The organism is Desulfovibrio sp. 3_1_syn3, from assembly GCF_000145315.2.
In the GTDB taxonomy this organism is placed as follows: domain Bacteria; phylum Desulfobacterota; class Desulfovibrionia; order Desulfovibrionales; family Desulfovibrionaceae; genus Desulfovibrio; species Desulfovibrio fairfieldensis.
On record NZ_ADDR02000001.1, the window covers coordinates 2,307,209 to 2,324,026 of the forward strand.

Here is a 16,818-nt window from a genome sequence, read left to right on the forward strand (position 1 = left end):
GGCGCGAAACGCTATTCCGCCGCGTCCGGAATATACCCTTTAAGCTCTTCCTCGCTTTCATACGTGGGGAAAAAACCTTCTACCTCCGCGTCTTTCAAAAGTTGTGCCACATGCGGCGCGGGGCAGAGCAAAATCAGCCTGCGCCCCCGCCCCTGAAGTTTGGTGCTGATGCTCACAAGGACGCCCAGTCCGGCATTGTCCATTCGTCCCGCCCGGCTGAGATCCACCACCACCTGGGCGATGTCCGGTGCCGCTATGTGGTTTTTCATCTGCTGATTGAACTCGACCACGTCAGCCAGAAGTATATCGCCGGTCAGGCGCAGGATAATGATCTTATTATATAACTCCGCTTGCAGATCAAACATGACCGAGCCTCCGAAGCATTTTCTCATCGGGGATGGATTGTTCCCAATGTGGCGGCACTGCCTTTATCCCGCGAATAGCGACGACCCAAGACGTAAAAACCACGTCGTTACGCTCGGTCGTCATATTTAGAGCCCACTACGCCGACGCGGCTGAAGCAACGCGCGTTTTGCCTGGATTGCAGGCACGAATGTTTGCTTCGCGGCCGACGGGCTTTGCATTATTACCGGCAAAAAGTTCTGCGCAGCATGGCAACGTTGGAAATCTTGAAATGCTGCCGACGGCAACGCGAACTGGTGTCATCCGCGCCGGAAGCCGAAGCCGACCCGCATTCCCGGGTGGACGGGGAGCACGTCAGCTTGGGACCGGGTCCGGCGTGCCGCTGTTATGAAAAAAGCCGGGTGGAATCCAGCCAAATGGTCACAGGCCCCCAGTTGCAGAGGCGCACTTCCATTTCGGCTCCAAATATACCTGAAGATACGCTTCCGTGACACGCTTCGTCAACATGCCTGGCAAAACGTTCGAACATCGCGGCGGCCCAGGCCGGGTCGCCGGCGTCAGTAAAGGAAGGCCGACGGCCTTTGCGGCAATCGGCATACAGGGTGAACTGGGGCACCAGCAACACCTGGCCGCTGAAGTCCTGAAGGGAGCAGTGGAACTTGTGAGCCGCGTCGCCCTGGCCCGGGAAAATGCGCAGATCCAGGAGCTTGCGGGCCATGCCCGCAAAGGCCGGACTTTCACCAAAGTCCGGCCCGTCATCCCGGCCAAAGCCCACCAAGGCCAGCAGCCCCTGGCCGATGGAGGCCACAACGCGGTCGTCCACGCTGACCGAGGCCTCGCGAACCCGTTGGGCCACTATGCGCATCAGGCCCCCTCCCTCGGCGTACGTTCGGTCGGAACCTCCCGGCGTGGAGACGCGTCGGCGGAGGCCGCGTTTTTCTGGCCCGCCTGACGGTTTTTCCTGCGGCCGGCTTTGCGCTCTTCCTCTTCACGCAACGCCCGGCGCAAGACCTTGCCCACGATGGTTTTGGGCAATTCCTCGCGGAACTCCACCAAGCGCGGCACCTTATAGGAAGCCAGTTTGCTGCGGCACCAGGCAATGATCTCGGATTTGTTCAGGCTTTCGCCGGGACAGGGCACCACATAGGCCTTGAGCACTTCCCCGCGCACATCGTCGCTGATGCCCACCGTGACGGCTTCCGTGATTTTGGGGTGCTCCAGCAATACCTCATCCACTTCACGCGGATAGACATTGTAACCGCCCACAATGACCATGTCTTTCTTGCGATCCACAATATAAAAATAACCGTCCTCATCCATGGTCGCCAAGTCGCCGGTATAAAGCCAGCCGTTGCGCAGGGCGCTGGCCGTTTCGTCGGGTCGCCGCCAATAGCCGCTCATGACCTGGGGGCCCTGGATGACCAGTTCCCCCATCTTGCCGGGGGGCAAGGTCAGGGAGCCGCCTTCCATATCCACAATGCGGGCGTCCGTGCCGGGCAAGGGCATGCCGATGGAATTTTCTTTCTGGCCCTGGCGGCCCAGGGGATTGATATGGGTGATGGGCGAGGCCTCGGTCAGGCCGTAGCCTTCCAGAATGGCGGCGCCGGTAGCCTCCTGGAAGCGGCGGAAAATTTCACGCGGCAACGGGGCCGAGCCGGAAACGCAGATCCGGATGCTGTGCAGATTATAACGGGCCAGATCCTTCTGCTGCAAGAGCGAAATATAGACGGACGGCGCGCCCGGAAAAATCGTGGGCTTGTGGCGGGCGATGATGCGCAGCACGTCCTGCGGCACATAGCGCGGCAGGGGCAGGGTGGTGGCGGCAAGGGCCACGGGGATGATCAGGCCGGTGGTCAGGCCGTAGACATGAAAGAAGGGCAGCAGGGAAATAAAAGTATGGTGCTCTTTGGCCGAGACGTGGATGATGTCCAGCACCTGCCGGCAGTTGGTGCCCAGATTGGCATGGGTCAGGGTGACGCCCTTGGGCAGACCGGTGGTGCCCCCGGTATACTGGAGCATGACCGGGTCGTGCAGCGTGTCCGCAATGGGCTCCGTATGACGCTGCGCGCCTTTGCAAAAGCTCTTCCACTCAAAGACATGCTTGCCGTCGTAGGGGATGGGCTCCTTGGGATTCCGGGCCTGCTTGAAGCGGTACAGCCAGTTGAGCGGAAAGGAAAGGGCGTCGCCCACGCCGGTAATGATGAAATTGCGCAGCGGCAGGCGGTCGCGCAACGCGGCCACGCGCGGCCAGAGCAGATCCAGCAGGATCATATGTTCCGCCCCGGAATCCTGCATGTTTTCCCGCAGTTCCTTTTCCATGTAGAGCGGGTTGGTCATGACCACCACGGCCCCGGCCTTGATGGCTCCCCAGAAGGCGATCATGGTCTGGGGCAGATTGGGCAGCATGATGGCCACCCGCTGACCCGGTTCCACGCCCATGCGCCGCAGAGCCCCGGCAAAGAGTTCCGCCCGTTCGAGCAAGCTTTTATAGGTAATGCGCGTGTTCTGGAAGATCAGTGCGTTACGATGGGGATAGGCCGCGGCGGCCTCGTCCAGCAGGGAATAAAGGGGCTTGTCCCAGATCTCCACGGTACGGGGCACGAAATCTTCATAATGGGCGAACCAGGGCCGATACAACTCAGTGTTCATGGCGCATCCTTATGGAGATCAGAGATCGGGGGATGGAACAGCCTGTGCGGAAAAGGACGGCGTGCCGCCGGCCAGCGCGCTGACCACGGCATAGGCCTTGATGCCCTCGGACCGCCCGGTAAAGCCCAGGCCTTCCTCGGTGGTAGCCTTGAGGTTGACCCGCGCCGTGTCCAGGCCCAGCAGCCGGGCCACATTCTTGCGTATTTCTTCACGGAAGGGCGACAGGCGGGGCGTCTGGGCCACGATGGTCAAATCCACATGGCTGAGCTCAAGCCCTGCGCCGCGCAGCATTTCCAGAACCTGATCCAGCAACACGGCTGAAGAAATGCCCTCATAGCGGGCCTGGCTGTCGGGGAAGTGCTGGCCTATGTCGCCCAGGGCCGCGCAGCCCAGCAGGGCGTCCATGAGCGCGTGCAGCAGCACGTCGCCGTCGGAATGAGCCACAACTTCCGGGCCGCCGGGAATAAGCACGCCGCCCAGCTTCAACGGGCGACCCGGACCGTAACGATGCACGTCGTAGCCCATGCCCGCGCAGGGGCGGGGCATAGCCTGTTCTCCGGCCAGCAGGGAAAGATCTTCGGGATGGGTGATTTTCACGTTGGCAGCCTCACCGGGCACAATGAGCACTTCGTGGCCCTGAACTTCCATCAGCGCGGCGTCGTCGGTGACGGCCAGGCCCGCATCCAAGGCATGTTGGTGGGCCTGACGCAGCAAGGTCAGGTTAAATCCCTGGGGTGTCTGCACCGCCGCCAGCCGGGCGCGCGGCAGGGTAGCCGCAACACGCCCGTCGTCCACCATTTTGATAGTGTCAGTGACGGGCAGACCGGGAACGACCGCGGGCGCGCCCTGGCGCAGGGCCTCACAAACGCGGCGTACCAGGGCCGGGCTCAGAAAGGGGCGGGCCGCGTCATGCACCAGCACGTACCGCGTCCGGCGCGGCAGGACCGCCAGACCCAGGCGCACGGAATCCTGGCGCAACGCGCCGCCGGCCGCCGCCAGCCAGGGCAGGCCGAGATCCTCTCGCGCGCAAAGGGCATGCAAGCGCTCTTCCTCGGCGGTACGCCGGTCAGGGGGGAAAACAAAAACAATACCGGCCACCACGGCGCTGCGGCTCATGGCGCGCGCCGCGTGCCAATACAGCGGGACGTCCCGCCAGCATAAAAACTGTTTGGGACAGCCGCCGACAACGGCCGCCAGACGGCTGCCGCTCCCGGCGGCCAGGATCAGGCCCCAGGGTTTTTCCGGCTGGGAATTTTCAGGCATGGCAAGCCTCTGACAACAAGCGGGAGCCGGACGATAAGCCGGGTTCTGTCATGCGACAGGTCGCATGTGACCGTCATTCCTCTAGGAGCGCGATTGCCCGCGCCCTCAAGCAACCTACCCGGAAGGCATGGGCCGGGCCGGCCGCCTTCCCTATTTGGTCTTGCTCCAGACGGGGTATGCCGAGCATGCCGCGTCACCGCGGCATCTGGTGGGCTCTTGCCCCACCGTTTCACCCTTACCGCGCAAAGCACGGCGGTTTGCTTTCTGTGGCGCTGTCCGAGGGTCGCCCCTCCTGGGTGTTACCCAGCGTCCTGCCCTGTGGAGCCCGGACTTTCCTCTCCGGGCCAATGGCCCGCAGCGACGGTCTGTCCGGCTCCCGCTTGTTTGCGGCCGGAGATTTTTACGGACGCTTTACCGGCCGGAGGCAAAGCGTCCCAATAAGGCTCAAGCTAATCCGTCAGGGGTACAGGCTTGGGAGCCGCAACAGCCTCTTCCGGCAGGCTGAAATGCTCGCACCAGAAAATCAGGCGCTGGCAGTTGGGGCAGCTCAGAATCTGCTGGCCGCGCTGCAACTCAATGAAGGACTGCGGGGGCACCGCGATATTGCAGCCGGAGCAGATGCCGTCCGTCACAGCCACAATGACCGGATGTTCCAGACGCACGCGAATGAACTCATAGCGCATGAACACGGGCTGGGGAATGGCCTTGCTGACCTGAGCACGCTTCTGGTTCAGAGAATCCAGATTGATTCCGGCTTTCTTCAGCTTTTCTTCCAGACCTTCACGTTTGACTTCCAGCTCGGCTTTAAGGGCGGAGTAATCCCGATCAATTTCGGCCAGCGTGTCGTTCTGCAACTGCAATTCTTCCATGAGGGTCATCTTTTCTTCCTCACGGGAGCGGTTGATTTTCTCCATGCTGTCCATTTCACGCATCATGGCGTGATATTCGCGGGTATTGCCCACCTGCATGAGCTTGTTTTTGCTCTTTTTGATCCTGGCGGAATCGTCGTCAATCTCCAGGGACAGGCGTTTCTGCTGTTCCTGGAGATGCGCCAGCTTGTCCAGGACGCGATTGCGCTGAGCCTCGGCGGCCTCAAAGCGTTGCTCCAGATCCTCAAGCTCGCGGGGCGCGCTTTCCAGCTCCTGCTTGACAGCGAAGATGGCGTCATCCACCTTCTGCAATTCCACTAACTGCTTTATCTGATCCAAGTAAACGGCACTGCTCATATATTCCTCCTGGGAGTCATGGCAAAAGGACGGGGCGCAACGGTGAAACCGAAGGCACGAAAACGACGTTCAGGCCACTGAGGCGTTGCGCCAGCAAGCCGCTCATGCGGCGCATCATTTCTTCCTCCAGGCTGTGGTGCCCCACATCCAGCAGGCAGATTTCAGCCTCCAGCGCCGTATGGTATTTGACGTCGCCGGTAATGAAAAGCTGGGCGCCTGCCGCGCGCGCTTCCCGCAGAAGGGAAGAACCGGAACCGGTGCAGTAAGCCAAGCGCGAGATGCTTTCCGGTACGGGGCCGCAGACCGTGGCCGTGGAGAGATCAATGTGCCGGGCCAGAGCGGATGTGATTTGCGCAAGGCTCAAGGGCGCGGGCAGATCACCGGCCAAACCGAAGCCCAGCGGCAGGGGAGCCGCAGCCAGCGGCGGGGCCGTGGCTTCCAACACCGCCAAGTTGCCGAGTTCCAGCTCGCGCGCCAGCCAGCCCGCCGGACCGTCGGCGTTGACGTCCAGCGAGGTGTGGGCGGCATAGAGCGGCACATCCGCAGCGAGCAACAGGCACAGAACTTCATGGTAGGCGTCCAGACGCCGGGGCAGGGCGGGCTTGAGCGCCAGGGGGTGGTGGCTCAAAATGCACTGCGCCCCCCGTTCCAGCGCCTGACGCACCGAGGCGGGCGTGGGGTCCAGGCAGACGGCCAGCATGTCGGCTTCACTTCTGTGCGCTGCTACCTGCAGGCCCGAGATATCCCAGGGGGGGGCGGCGGCGAGAGGCGCGATTTTTTCAATGGCGCTAAATATTTCAATGAGTTGCATTGATATTGCCCTCAATAAAAAAGGCACTTTCTTGCACTTGAACAGAGAAAGCGCCTTAAAAAATCATCCGGCGTAAAAAAAGAAAGCGGGAATGTGCGGCAAACGTGTACACACCTTGTCTGACGCGCGCGGCTCTGAGCGAACCACACGGCTGTTGCACGATGTTGTGGTTAATCTTGATATTCTGTCCGTATAAGTCGGCTTTGTCAAGGCCGGGCCAGCTACTGGCCGCGCAGATAGCGCACGGCATTGACGAACAGCAGGGTGCCCGGCGGGTCCAGTTCGCCCCTGGTCCAGGCGGGATGATTGGTCACATGGTGAAAGGCTTCGGGATGCGGCATGAGGCCCAGCACGCGTCCTGTGGGGTCGGTGAGTCCGGCAATGGCCAGCGGCGAGCCGTTGGGGTTATAAGGATACTCCTGCGTGGGCTTGCCGCTTTCCGGGTCGGCATATTGGAGAGCGATGAGCTGTTCGGCCGCAATACGACGCAGACATTCCTCGTCACGGGGAATGAGCTTGCCCTCGCCATGGCGCACGGGCATGGCCAGCAGGGGCAGGCCTTTGGTGAACACGCAGGGGCTGTCGGAATTGGGCAGCAGATGCACCCAGCGGTCCTCGAAGCGGGCGGAATCATTGTGACCCAAGGATGCCTGGCGCTCGAAGCGGACGCCGCCCAGCGCGGGCAGCACGCCCAGCTTGACCAGCAGCTGGAAGCCGTTACAGATGCCGAGGATCAGCTTGCCCTGGTCCAGAAATTCCCGCAGGCTTTGCAGCAGCGGCGTGCCTTGGGCGTCTTTCAAATAGCGCCAGCGCATGGCCGCGGTCTGGGCCGCGCCCAGGTCGTCGCCGTCCAGAAAGCCGCCGGGGAAAATCAGAAAATGGTAGTCCGCAAGGCATACGTTGCCCGCCACCAGATCGGAGAAATGCACCACGTCGGCCCTGTCGGAACCGGCCAAGCGGGCCGTATGCGCGGTTTCCAGATGGGAATTAGTACCGTAGCCGGTGATGACCAGAGTATTGACTGTAGCCATGCGGGAGGAGCCTCCTTAGGAGCAGCCTGAAATACGCCCGGCCCGGAGCGGGGTAGGGCCGCGCGTCCAACCACACGGCGGGACGCATGCTGAAAAAGGGAAAATTACACTACTTACCTTATCAGACTTAGTCAATGCTAGCCAAAAAAATCAATTGGGTGTATCAGCATGCGGTTACGCGGAACCGTGCATTCAAGCAAAACAGGTGGGAGGCCATGAAAACCAAATTTATTTTTGTGACGGGCGGGGTTTTGTCTTCACTGGGCAAAGGCTTGGCGGCCGCTTCGCTGGGCGCGCTTTTACAGACGCGCGGCCTGTCGGTGACCATTCAGAAGCTGGATCCTTATATTAATGTGGATCCGGGCACCATGAACCCCTTCCAGCACGGCGAAGTTTTCGTGACCGACGACGGGGCCGAGACCGACCTTGATCTGGGCCACTACGAGCGCTACCTCAACGTGCCCATGTCGCGCAAAAACAACACCACCTCGGGCTCCATCTACAATCACGTCATTGCCAAAGAGCGGCGCGGCGACTATCTGGGCGCCACCGTGCAGGTGATCCCGCACATCACCGACGAGATCAAGCATACCGTGCTTTCCCTGGCCGAGGGCGAGGGCGCGCCGGACGTGGCTATCATAGAAATCGGCGGCACGGTGGGCGACATTGAGGGCCTTCCTTTCCTGGAGGCGATCCGCCAGTTGCGTTCGGAACTGGGGCGCGACAACTGCCTGAACATTCACCTGACCCTGGTGCCCTATCTGCGTTGCGCCGGTGAACACAAAACCAAGCCTACCCAGCACAGCGTCAAGGAGCTGCTTTCCATCGGCATCCAGCCGGACATCATCCTCTGCCGCTGCGAACAGAGCATCCCCCAGGAAATGCGCAAAAAGATCGCCCTGTTCTGCAATGTGGACCAGGACGCGGTCTTTTCCTCCGTGGACGTGGACAACATTTATGAAGTGCCCCTCAAGTTCTATGAGGAAGGTTTTGACCAGAAAGTCGCCATCATGCTGCGCCTGCCCGCGCGCAACGCCCACCTGGAATCCTGGGAAAAGCTGGTTCACGACAGCGCCAATCCCCAGGGCAAGGTGACCATTGCCATTGTGGGCAAGTATGTTGACCTGAAAGAAGCCTACAAGAGCCTGCACGAAGCCCTGATCCACGGCGGCGTGGCCAACCGGGTGGCTGTGGAGTTGCGCTACGTCAACTCCGAAAATGTGACCGAACACAACGCGGCTTCAGTGTTCAAGGGCTGTGACGGCATTCTGGTGCCCGGCGGCTTCGGTTACCGCGGCGTGGAGGGCAAGATCGCGGCTATCCGCTACGCCCGCGAAAAACACGTGCCCTTCTTCGGTATCTGTCTGGGCATGCAATGCGCGGTCATTGAATTTGCCCGCCATGTGGCCGGTCTGGACGACGCCAATTCCGAGGAGTTCAATCCTCTGTCCGACCACAAGGTTATTTACTTGATGACCGAATGGTTCGACTTCCGCACCAAAAATGTGGAAAAACGCGACGCCAGCAGCGATAAGGGCGGCACCATGCGCCTGGGTTCCTATCCCTGCAAGGTATTGCCCGGCACCAAGGCCCACGAAGCCTACAAAAAGGATATGGTGGACGAACGGCATCGCCATCGCTATGAGTTCAACAATGCCTTTAAGGAAATTCTGGGCCAGAAGGGCATGGCCTTCAGCGGTACGGCGCCGGACGACTCTCTGGTGGAAATCATGGAGCTGCCCGACCATCCTTGGTTCCTGGGCTGTCAGTTCCATCCCGAGTTCAAATCCCGCCCCATGGAAGCCCATCCTTTGTTCCGCGAATTCATCAAGGCGGCCAAAAAGCAATCCAAAGCCTGAGCGCCGTTTTGTCGCTTGGCTTGTGATGTATGAAAGGGGAGGCCTGAGGCCTCCCCTTTGCCGTAACTGAGACTTGGTTCCCTGCGGTTTCCGTAGGGGCCGCCACCCGGCGCAAGCCTTGCGGCCTTTCCCTTTTTGTTCGCAGCTTCCGTCTATTGCATAATTTTTCAGCATATGGCACAATTTTTGTAAATGAGAACTCCGTTCAGACATTGTAGCTTATCAGCCTAAAAGAGCAGACATGGCACTGGAACTTCGTCAGCAATTGAAATTGGCTCAGCAACTGGTCATGACGCCGCAGTTACAGCAGGCCATCAAGCTGCTTCAGCTCTCGCGCGTGGAACTACTGGAAACCGTGCAGCAGGAGATGCTGGACAATCCTTTTCTTGAGGAGCTCTCGGGTGATGAGTCTTCTTCGGATCAGGCCTCCCAGACAGAGCGCCGGGAGGCCGTTGAAGAAGAGGTCTACGACAAGGAACTCGCCAAGGATGCCTCGTGGGAGGACTATCTCGGCGAGTTCGCCAGCACTCCGCGCCAAGTACAGCCGCGTGACTTTGAAGCGGCTGAAGAAATTTCTCCTCTGGAAGCCCGTTATGCCGCCAAGCCCACATTGGAAGGGCATCTGCTCTGGCAGCTGCGCCTTTCCATGCTGACCGAGGCGCAAAAGGAAATCGGCGAGGTCATCATCGGCAATCTGTCTTCCTCCGGCTATTTGCAGGCCACCTTGGAAGAAATCGCGGAGATGACCACATCCACGCCCGACGAGGTGCGGGCGGTGCTGGAAAGAGTGCAGCTTTTTGATCCCATAGGGGTGGCCGCGCGCGACGCGCGCGAGTGTCTGCTGATCCAGCTGAAAAATCTGAACTATGACCGGGATCCCATTCTTCTCGATCTGGTCCAGTCCCATCTGGAAGATCTGGAGGCCAAGCGCTACAAGCCTCTGCTGCGCAAGTTCAAGCTGGATATGGAGGAACTCAAGGAATATCTGAACATCATCCAGAGCCTTGATCCACTGCCCGGCGCCAGTTTCGGCGGCGGCGAACCCACCTATGTGAGCCCGGATGTCTTTGTGTACAAGATGGGCGATGAATTCGTCATTCTGCTCAATGAAGACGGTTTGCCGCAGTTGCAGCTTTCCTCGCTCTGCCAGATGAATATGGGATCTTCCTCGGATAAGGAAAAGGAATACTGTACGGAAAAAATGCGCTCGGCCTCCTGGCTGATCAAGAGCCTGTATCAACGCCAGCGTACGCTGTACAAGGTGGTGGAGAGCATTGTGCGCCACCAGCAGCCGTTTTTTGAAAACGGCGTCACCAAACTGGCTCCGCTGATTCTGAAAGACATTGCCGATGATATCAGCATGCACGAATCAACCGTAAGCCGGATCACTACCAACAAATACGTGGCGACGCCCCACGGGATTTTTGAGCTGAAGTTCTTCTTTAACAGCGGCCTTGAGCTGGACGACGGCAGTCAGGTCGGCTCGGAAAGCGTTAAGGCGCTGATCAAGAAGTTCATAGCCGATGAAGACTCCAAGGCCCCCTTGAGTGACGAACGCATCGGAGAAATGCTCAAGGAGCGCCTGAAAGTGAATATTGCCCGGCGTACGGTGGCCAAGTACCGCACGGCGCTGGACATTCCCTCGTCGTCACGGCGTAAGGAGCACTTCTGATCTCACAGCGGTGCTTTGCAATCCCAAGGAGGAACGCATGAATATCTCTTTCGCCTTCAAGAATTTTGAGGCCTCCGATCATTTGAAGAAGTATGCCCGCCGCCGCATGGAAAAGTTGGGGCGGTTTTATGGCAAGTCCGCGGGTCTGGAAGTAAGCGTCGTGCTGACGGTGGATAAATTCCGCCATCGTTGCGAAGTGACCGTTTCCGGCGAGGGCCTGCATATCAACGCCACCGAGCAGACCTCCGATATGTACGCGGCTATCGACCTTGTGACCGACAAGGTGGAAGCCCAGATCAAGCGTCAGGTGTCCCGCGTCAAGGAACAACGCCGTAAGGCCCGCAATGCCGATGTGGACGTCTTTACCTACAATCTGGAAGCCCAGCCCGAGGAAAGTCAGACCGTGGTGGGCACGGACCGCTTCGCGCCAAAGCCGCTGCACCTGGATGAGGCGCTGATGCAACTGGATTCCATCGGCAGCGAATTTCTGGTCTTTCTCAATGCCGAAAGCAATCGCGTCAATGTGGTTTACCGTCGGCGCACTACAGGCTACGCCCTGATTGATCCCGTGTTGTAGCCGTTCCGCCATACTTTTTCCGCCGGGCCTGTCTTCGCACGAAGATCGGCCCGGTGGCTCCCAGTGAAGTATACGTATGAGCACGTCACAGCAGCCCCCCTGCCGCAGCCCGTCCGATCCGGATTCATCTGCTGACACGCCCAAAGTCGCCCATGACCGCCCTGTGCAGGTCTGTATTGTCACCGGTCTTTCCGGCGCGGGCAAAAGTACGGCCGTGCAGGTTTTTGAAGATCTGCGCTATTTCGCCGTGGACGGTCTGCCCGCAAGTCTGGCCCCGGAAATGGCCGCTATGATGGAACGCCCTTCCATGAGTCATTTCATGGGCATTGCCTTGGGCATGGACATGCGTCAGAGCAATTTCCCGGATGAAATCAACGACGCCCTGAGCGTTATGGCCGCCAAGGGTATCCGTCCGCTTCTGCTGTTTCTGGAGGCTGACGCGCAGGAGCTCATGCGCCGCTACGCCACCACCCGCCGCCCGCATCCGCTGGAGCGGGAGGGCATGGGCCTTGAAGCCGCCCTGGCCGCCGAACGCAACCGCCTGCGCCCTTTGCGGGAAATGGCCGACTTGGTTATCGACACTTCGCGTTTTTCCATCCATGACCTGCGGCGTTCCATTCAAAAGCGTTGGAGCGGCAACAAGGACAAATTGCGCGCTATCCGCGTCAATGTGATTTCCTTTGGCTTCAAGTACGGCGTGCCCCGAGAAGCCGACACGGTTTTTGATCTGCGCTTTCTGCCCAACCCGTATTTTGTGGAAGAGCTGCGCCCCCTTTGCGGCAAGGACAAGCCCGTGGCCGATTATGTTTTCGCCTCGTCCAGCGCGGTGGAATTCCGCAAGAAACTGCTGGACCTGCTTTTTTTCATGTTGCCCCTGATGGAGGCCGAAGGCCGCTACCGGATTACCATCGCCGTGGGCTGCACCGGCGGGCGGCACCGCTCGGTGGCCATGGCCGAAGAATTGTCACAGGCGCTTCGCCAGGCGGACTACCCGACCTCTCTGGAGCACCGGCACCTTGAACTTGGCTGAAAAAGCTGGCAGATTGTGAACCGTGAGGAATGCCATGACGGATGAAAGCAAGACGACACAAGTCGGGATCATTGTGGTCTCCCATGCGGACTACGGTTCTGCCATGCTGCGTACGGCCGAATTTATTTTGGGACCGCTGAGCGATTGCAGTTCCATCAGCGTTGACGTGGCGCATGAAGTTTCTGAAACAGTGCGCCGTTTGGACGACGCGGCCCAACGCCTGGATAAGGGCGCGGGCGTTATTATTCTTACGGATATGTTCGGCGGCACCCCCACCAACCTGGCCCTTTCCCTGTTGGGCAGCCATAAGGTGGAAGTGGTGACCGGCGTCAATCTGCCCATGCTTCTGAAGGTGTTCACGTCCCGCGACAAAGAGCTGAACGAACTGGCCCGCATCGCCGGTGAAGCCGGGGCCAAAGGTATTGTGGTGGCCGGCAGCATGTTGCGGAACAAGGCCCGTGACAAAACGGGCGACTGAGCAATGTGGTTTCGCGTGGACAATCGCCTGGTACACGGGCAGGTGATCGAGGCATGGCTGCCGTATACCGGCGCCAAACATCTGGTAGTGGCCAATGACGAACTGGCTACGGATCTATTACGCCGGCAGATTGTGGAGCTGGCCATACCCCAGCGCGTAATCACTCATTTTATCCCGGTGCGCGAACTTGCTGCCACACTGGATGCCTGCGGAGACGACAGCTTCGTGCTTTTCGCCAACTGCCAGGATGCCCGCCGGGCCTGTGATGAGGGCATTGAAATGCCGGTGCTCAATATGGGCAATCTGCACTACGGGCCGGACAAATTGCAATTACTGCCCCATGTGGCGCTTTCAGCACAGGACAGGGAAGATTTACGCATTATTCAGCAGCACCTTGTGCAACTGGACTTCCGCTGCGTTCCCACTGAAAACGTACGAGGCTCTTATGATCAACTTTTCTGAGCTGATATACACGGGGCTTCCGTACGCTTTTTTTTTGTCCTGGCTGGGGCGGCTCGTTCCTCATGCATCATCGGCCTGCTGGACAGGCCCGTATGCCTCGCGCTGATCACGGGCTTTTACACCTCCGATTGGGCTCTGGCGCTCTCACTCGGCATCATTCTTGAATTGCTCTGGCTGGATGTGTTGGAGTTGGGCAGCGTAGTGCCCCCCTTCGGCAGCCTGAGCTTTCTGCTGCTTTTTCCTCTGGCCTCGCATTTCGGGCTGAACCGGCCGGGTCCTCTTTTGTTGCCCCTGATACTGGTCATTCTGGCCGCCTATTTGGGCGGTTTTATGGAGCGCAGCCTGCGCATCCATGAAAATTATTTAGTGGATAGGGTAGAAGCTTGGTGCGCCGGTGATTGTTTTGCCTTTACGCCCGGTCAAGCTGTTCTGCATGTTGTTTTGCTTCGGGCCTTCTGGCAGTTCATGCTGTACGTCGTATGTTACGCCCTGTTATTTTGCCTGATCGCCGTGCTGTCGGCGCGCCAGGCCCTGCCGCAACTGTCGGTACTGAGCTGGCCCATGCTGTACGGAGCGGCCCTGATGGGCGCGGTACTTTCGTTGCGAACCCGACGCGCGTACATGGTGTTGGCCTGCAGCCTGGGAGCCTTGGCCTTGCTGATCTGGGCCGGACAGAAAAGCCTGCCCTGAGGGCTCGGGATACCGTTTTCCCAGTGTTGCATAGCCCGTTTTGTCCGATACGGATGGACAAGACCGAGCCTCCAGCACAGGGCAGACGCATCTAAAAAAACGCGGCCAGCGTGTTTATAATTTAATTATTTAAAATAGTTAATAGAATTATCTGACCACGCTACGGAGTTAGGCAAAGCCACCTTTGCTCCGCCGGAGCGAAGCGCAGGCGGATGGCTGGTGCCGGGAGAATCCTAAAAACTAAGATTTTTCGGCGCTGGCAAGGAAAATGGCGCTTTTTGCGCGGAATGTACTCAAGTACATGAGCAGCAAAAAGCCCCAGATGACGTCGCCAGCGCCAAAAAGGCTGGTTTTGACGGATAATCCCGTCAAATAAGAGGTCAGCAAAAGCTGAAATTAGATGCGTCTGCCTTGGCCTCCAGCAGCCCTGTTCTTGACATGCGTAAAAAGAGCCCCTACAAGTGGGGCGACGCGCTCGTAGCTCAGTTGGATAGAGCGATAGCCTCCTAAGCTGTAGGTCGCAGGTTCGATTCCTGCCGGGCGCACCATATTTATATCAGGACGTTACGTGCAGAAACACGAAGCGTCCTGATGTCATTTTTAACGCCTTATGGGATTCTTGGTGCCCATATGGTGCCCATCCTTCCATTTCCCTCAGCGCAATAGCGCAGAGAAACGCCCCCCAGACCCCCCACACTAAAACTCGGCCGCACCAGAGTAATCAACTGTGGCGCAGCCCGAGTCCTCATTTTAACCCGTGCTTGACTCATGTCTGCGGGTCCTTCCCCCATGTGCAGGTTAGCAACGCGGCGTGCACCTCAGACTTTGGTCGCGATATGCGGAATGGAAAGAGCGGAAAAACGGAATGTCGTTTGTCTGCTCTTTTCTTATTTTTATCAATATAAATAAGTTGGTTATGGTAATGGTAAAGAAAAAAGACGACATCAGGCTCAAGGTCGAGCAACGGCGTGATGCGGAAACAAAAAAGCGGGACGCAAAAGTAAAGCCCGTGGCCGTGAAGCAGCTCGAAATCTCCGACGAACACCTGTTGGGCTACCTCAACGAGAATCGTGTCGGTGACGCCAAGCTCTACTGCCGACTGCATCGTGATACGGTCATCTATGTCAAATACTGGGAGCGATTTTTGATATGGGGCGGGCATCATTGGATTGAGGACGATTATGAGGCCGCTTTCCAGCGTATCGAAGAGGTATGCGAGCTGTATCTGCGCCTTGCGGAGCACAAACAAACGGAGGCTGACGAAGCCGACAAGGAAGACAAGCCCAAAATTCAGAGCCTCGTTGATGCCGCCTTGCGGCGCGTCAACCTGCTCCGGGACACCAACGGACAGGAAAAACTGATGCTTATGGTGCGCCGCATCCGCGATCCGCTGGTGGTTTTGCCCAAGCACATCGACCAACGCCACTACGTCAAAGCCTGTCCCAATGGCGTGATTGATCTGCGCACCGGCGAGCTTCGGCCCGGACGACCTGAGGAATACATCCTCAACGCCATCGTTACCGAGTACGACCCGGCGCTCTTGGAGCAGGATGACCCCTGCCCGGAAACGAACAAATTTTTGCTGTCGTCGATGGATGGCGATCAGGAGCTTGTCGATTTTATTTGGAGGCTGCTCGGCTATGGCCTCGTTACCGAGCGCCGCGACCACATCTTCACGATTTTCTGGGGCGAGCATGGGCGCAACGGCAAGGATACCCTCATCAAACTGGTGACGCACGTCCTGGGCCAAACCCTTTCCGGCGACGTGCCCGTCGAAATGTTCCTCCAGATGCAGCAGACCCGCAACAGTTCGGCCCCCTCGCCCGACGTGCTGGCCCTGCGCGGCATGTGCTTGGCATGGATCAACGAAGCCGAAGAGGGCCAACGCTTTGCCCTGGCCAAGCTCAAAAAGCTCACCGGCGGCGGCTACGTCACGGCGCGGGGCCTGCAAGACAAGCAGCAAACGACGTGGCTCCAGACCCATCTGCCCATCATGACCACCAACGAGTTGCCCAAGGCCAAGGCCGACGACGCCGCGTTCTGGGCTCGCGCCGTACTGGTGAAGTGGCCGCTCTCCTTTGTCGAGGAACCACAGCAGCCCTATGAGCGCCCGGCGGATAAAGACCTCAATGAGAAAATCTGCGCAGAGGCCAAGGGCGTGCTGGCCCGCATGGTCCGGGGCTGCATGGAGTACCTGCGCGACGGCCTGAAAATCCCCGACAAGGTGAAGAACTGGACTCGTGAGCAACGCGCCTCTTGGGATGATGTGGGCTTGTTCATAACCGACTGGTGCGAACAGGAATCCCATCAGGATAACCCCGACGCCTACGCAACCCGCATTTCATCGACGGATCTGCACGAAGCCTTCTGTATCTGGTACGCGCGGAACCGGGATAAACGGTTCAGCATTTCCGCCAAGAAGTTCGCGGAAATGCTGAATAAAAAAGACATCCCGTACAAACGCAGCAATGGGTCTTGGCGCTTGGGCATCCGCCTGAACGCCGAGGGTGAAAATGCCCTGGCCGACTACCGGGCCGAGAAATGATCTGTCCGCAACCGTCCGCCATATGAGAGCCATAACCATATGAAATCACAAGGCAAGATTGCAAATGGACAGATGGACAGATGACAAGGGTATTTCTCCACATCACCCGTACAGGCGCACAGGTGCGCATGGCCTATATCGCGTACCTGTCCACCTGTCCAT

At 58.8% G+C, this 16,818-nt stretch carries 15 protein-coding genes, 1 tRNA gene and 1 other RNA gene; 9 read left to right on the forward strand and 8 right to left on the reverse strand.

Translation table 11 applies throughout. The features are described from left to right. Nucleotides 1-11: 11 nt before the first annotated feature. From HMPREF0326_RS09685 to HMPREF0326_RS09715, 8 genes are all read right to left on the reverse strand, one after another. Complete coding sequence (locus HMPREF0326_RS09685) at nucleotides 12-365, reverse strand: STAS domain-containing protein (RefSeq protein WP_008684178.1); 354 nt, start codon at nucleotides 363-365, stop codon at nucleotides 12-14. Between the two features lie 383 nt (nucleotides 366-748). Continuing rightward, the gene (gene dtd / locus HMPREF0326_RS09690; protein ID WP_008684176.1) at nucleotides 749-1,228 is read right to left on the reverse strand and encodes a D-aminoacyl-tRNA deacylase; all 480 of its coding nucleotides are present in this window, start codon (nucleotides 1,226-1,228) and stop codon (nucleotides 749-751) included. Next, nucleotides 1,228-3,012, reverse strand: coding sequence for a long-chain-fatty-acid--CoA ligase (locus tag HMPREF0326_RS09695; protein ID WP_008684174.1), 1,785 nt, complete (start codon nucleotides 3,010-3,012; stop codon nucleotides 1,228-1,230). Before HMPREF0326_RS09695 ends, dtd begins: the two co-directional genes overlap by 1 nt. Before the next feature lie 18 nt (nucleotides 3,013-3,030). Continuing rightward, nucleotides 3,031-4,275, reverse strand: a complete 1,245-nt coding sequence (gene ispD, locus HMPREF0326_RS09700) for a 2-C-methyl-D-erythritol 4-phosphate cytidylyltransferase (RefSeq protein WP_008684172.1) — start codon at nucleotides 4,273-4,275, stop codon at nucleotides 3,031-3,033. Between the two features lie 18 nt (nucleotides 4,276-4,293). Beyond that, an RNA gene (rnpB, locus tag HMPREF0326_RS15595) (RNase P RNA component class A) lies at nucleotides 4,294-4,652 on the reverse strand. Nucleotides 4,653-4,724: 72 nt separating this feature from the next. Next, nucleotides 4,725-5,501: a zinc ribbon domain-containing protein gene (locus tag HMPREF0326_RS09705; protein ID WP_008684170.1), complete on the reverse strand. Its 777-nt coding sequence runs from the start codon at nucleotides 5,499-5,501 to the stop codon at nucleotides 4,725-4,727. 16 nt (nucleotides 5,502-5,517) lie between these two features. Continuing rightward, nucleotides 5,518-6,312, reverse strand: coding sequence for a Nif3-like dinuclear metal center hexameric protein (locus tag HMPREF0326_RS09710; RefSeq protein WP_008684167.1), 795 nt, complete (start codon nucleotides 6,310-6,312; stop codon nucleotides 5,518-5,520). Between the two features lie 221 nt (nucleotides 6,313-6,533). Next, the gene (locus HMPREF0326_RS09715) at nucleotides 6,534-7,343 is read right to left on the reverse strand and encodes a phosphoribosylformylglycinamidine synthase subunit PurQ (protein WP_008684166.1); all 810 of its coding nucleotides are present in this window, start codon (nucleotides 7,341-7,343) and stop codon (nucleotides 6,534-6,536) included. A gap of 215 nt (nucleotides 7,344-7,558) precedes the next feature. On the opposite strand from HMPREF0326_RS09715, the gene HMPREF0326_RS09720 reads away from it, so the two are divergent. From HMPREF0326_RS09720 to HMPREF0326_RS09760, 9 genes are all read left to right on the forward strand, one after another. Continuing rightward, entirely contained in the window at nucleotides 7,559-9,202 is a 1,644-nt protein-coding gene (locus HMPREF0326_RS09720; RefSeq protein ID WP_008684165.1) for a CTP synthase, read from the forward strand. A 241-nt stretch (nucleotides 9,203-9,443) separates the two neighbouring features. Beyond that, nucleotides 9,444-10,874: an RNA polymerase factor sigma-54 gene (gene rpoN, locus HMPREF0326_RS09725; protein WP_008684164.1), complete on the forward strand. Its 1,431-nt coding sequence runs from the start codon at nucleotides 9,444-9,446 to the stop codon at nucleotides 10,872-10,874. Between the two features lie 37 nt (nucleotides 10,875-10,911). Beyond that, the gene (gene hpf / locus HMPREF0326_RS09730; protein WP_008684163.1) at nucleotides 10,912-11,451 is read left to right on the forward strand and encodes a ribosome hibernation-promoting factor, HPF/YfiA family; all 540 of its coding nucleotides are present in this window, start codon (nucleotides 10,912-10,914) and stop codon (nucleotides 11,449-11,451) included. Nucleotides 11,452-11,527: 76 nt separating this feature from the next. Further along, nucleotides 11,528-12,481 (forward strand): RNase adapter RapZ, encoded by a 954-nt coding sequence (gene rapZ, locus HMPREF0326_RS09735; protein WP_008684162.1) that lies wholly within the window; start codon nucleotides 11,528-11,530, stop codon nucleotides 12,479-12,481. 34 nt (nucleotides 12,482-12,515) lie between these two features. After that, nucleotides 12,516-12,959 carry a PTS sugar transporter subunit IIA gene (locus HMPREF0326_RS09740; RefSeq protein ID WP_008684161.1) on the forward strand — a complete coding sequence of 148 codons (444 nt, stop codon included), beginning with the start codon at nucleotides 12,516-12,518 and terminating at the stop codon, nucleotides 12,957-12,959. 3 nt (nucleotides 12,960-12,962) lie between these two features. Continuing rightward, nucleotides 12,963-13,421 (forward strand): PTS sugar transporter subunit IIB, encoded by a 459-nt coding sequence (locus HMPREF0326_RS09745; RefSeq protein WP_008684160.1) that lies wholly within the window; start codon nucleotides 12,963-12,965, stop codon nucleotides 13,419-13,421. Between the two features lie 165 nt (nucleotides 13,422-13,586). Next, nucleotides 13,587-14,111 (forward strand): hypothetical protein, encoded by a 525-nt coding sequence (locus HMPREF0326_RS09750; RefSeq protein WP_232224927.1) that lies wholly within the window; start codon nucleotides 13,587-13,589, stop codon nucleotides 14,109-14,111. 471 nt (nucleotides 14,112-14,582) lie between these two features. After that, nucleotides 14,583-14,659 (forward strand) — tRNA-Arg (locus HMPREF0326_RS09755). 374 nt (nucleotides 14,660-15,033) lie between these two features. Further along, nucleotides 15,034-16,656, forward strand: coding sequence for a DNA primase family protein (locus tag HMPREF0326_RS09760; protein WP_008684158.1), 1,623 nt, complete (start codon nucleotides 15,034-15,036; stop codon nucleotides 16,654-16,656). Nucleotides 16,657-16,818: the final 162 nt, after the last annotated feature.

Coding starts and splice junctions, on each gene's coding strand:
- HMPREF0326_RS09745 (WP_008684160.1), top strand. CDS start 12,963: ATGTGGTTTCGCGTGGACAATCGCCTGGTACACGGGCAGGTGATCGAG.
- HMPREF0326_RS09685 (WP_008684178.1), bottom strand. CDS start 365: ATGTTTGATCTGCAAGCGGAGTTATATAATAAGATCATTATCCTGCGC.
- HMPREF0326_RS09740 (WP_008684161.1), top strand. CDS start 12,516: ATGACGGATGAAAGCAAGACGACACAAGTCGGGATCATTGTGGTCTCC.
- dtd (WP_008684176.1), bottom strand. CDS start 1,228: ATGCGCATAGTGGCCCAACGGGTTCGCGAGGCCTCGGTCAGCGTGGAC.
- HMPREF0326_RS09705 (WP_008684170.1), bottom strand. CDS start 5,501: ATGAGCAGTGCCGTTTACTTGGATCAGATAAAGCAGTTAGTGGAATTG.
- rpoN (WP_008684164.1), top strand. CDS start 9,444: ATGGCACTGGAACTTCGTCAGCAATTGAAATTGGCTCAGCAACTGGTC.
- rapZ (WP_008684162.1), top strand. CDS start 11,528: ATGAGCACGTCACAGCAGCCCCCCTGCCGCAGCCCGTCCGATCCGGAT.
- HMPREF0326_RS09695 (WP_008684174.1), bottom strand. CDS start 3,012: ATGAACACTGAGTTGTATCGGCCCTGGTTCGCCCATTATGAAGATTTC.
- ispD (WP_008684172.1), bottom strand. CDS start 4,275: ATGCCTGAAAATTCCCAGCCGGAAAAACCCTGGGGCCTGATCCTGGCC.
- HMPREF0326_RS09710 (WP_008684167.1), bottom strand. CDS start 6,312: ATGCAACTCATTGAAATATTTAGCGCCATTGAAAAAATCGCGCCTCTC.
- HMPREF0326_RS09720 (WP_008684165.1), top strand. CDS start 7,559: ATGAAAACCAAATTTATTTTTGTGACGGGCGGGGTTTTGTCTTCACTG.
- HMPREF0326_RS09715 (WP_008684166.1), bottom strand. CDS start 7,343: ATGGCTACAGTCAATACTCTGGTCATCACCGGCTACGGTACTAATTCC.
- hpf (WP_008684163.1), top strand. CDS start 10,912: ATGAATATCTCTTTCGCCTTCAAGAATTTTGAGGCCTCCGATCATTTG.
- HMPREF0326_RS09760 (WP_008684158.1), top strand. CDS start 15,034: ATGGTAAAGAAAAAAGACGACATCAGGCTCAAGGTCGAGCAACGGCGT.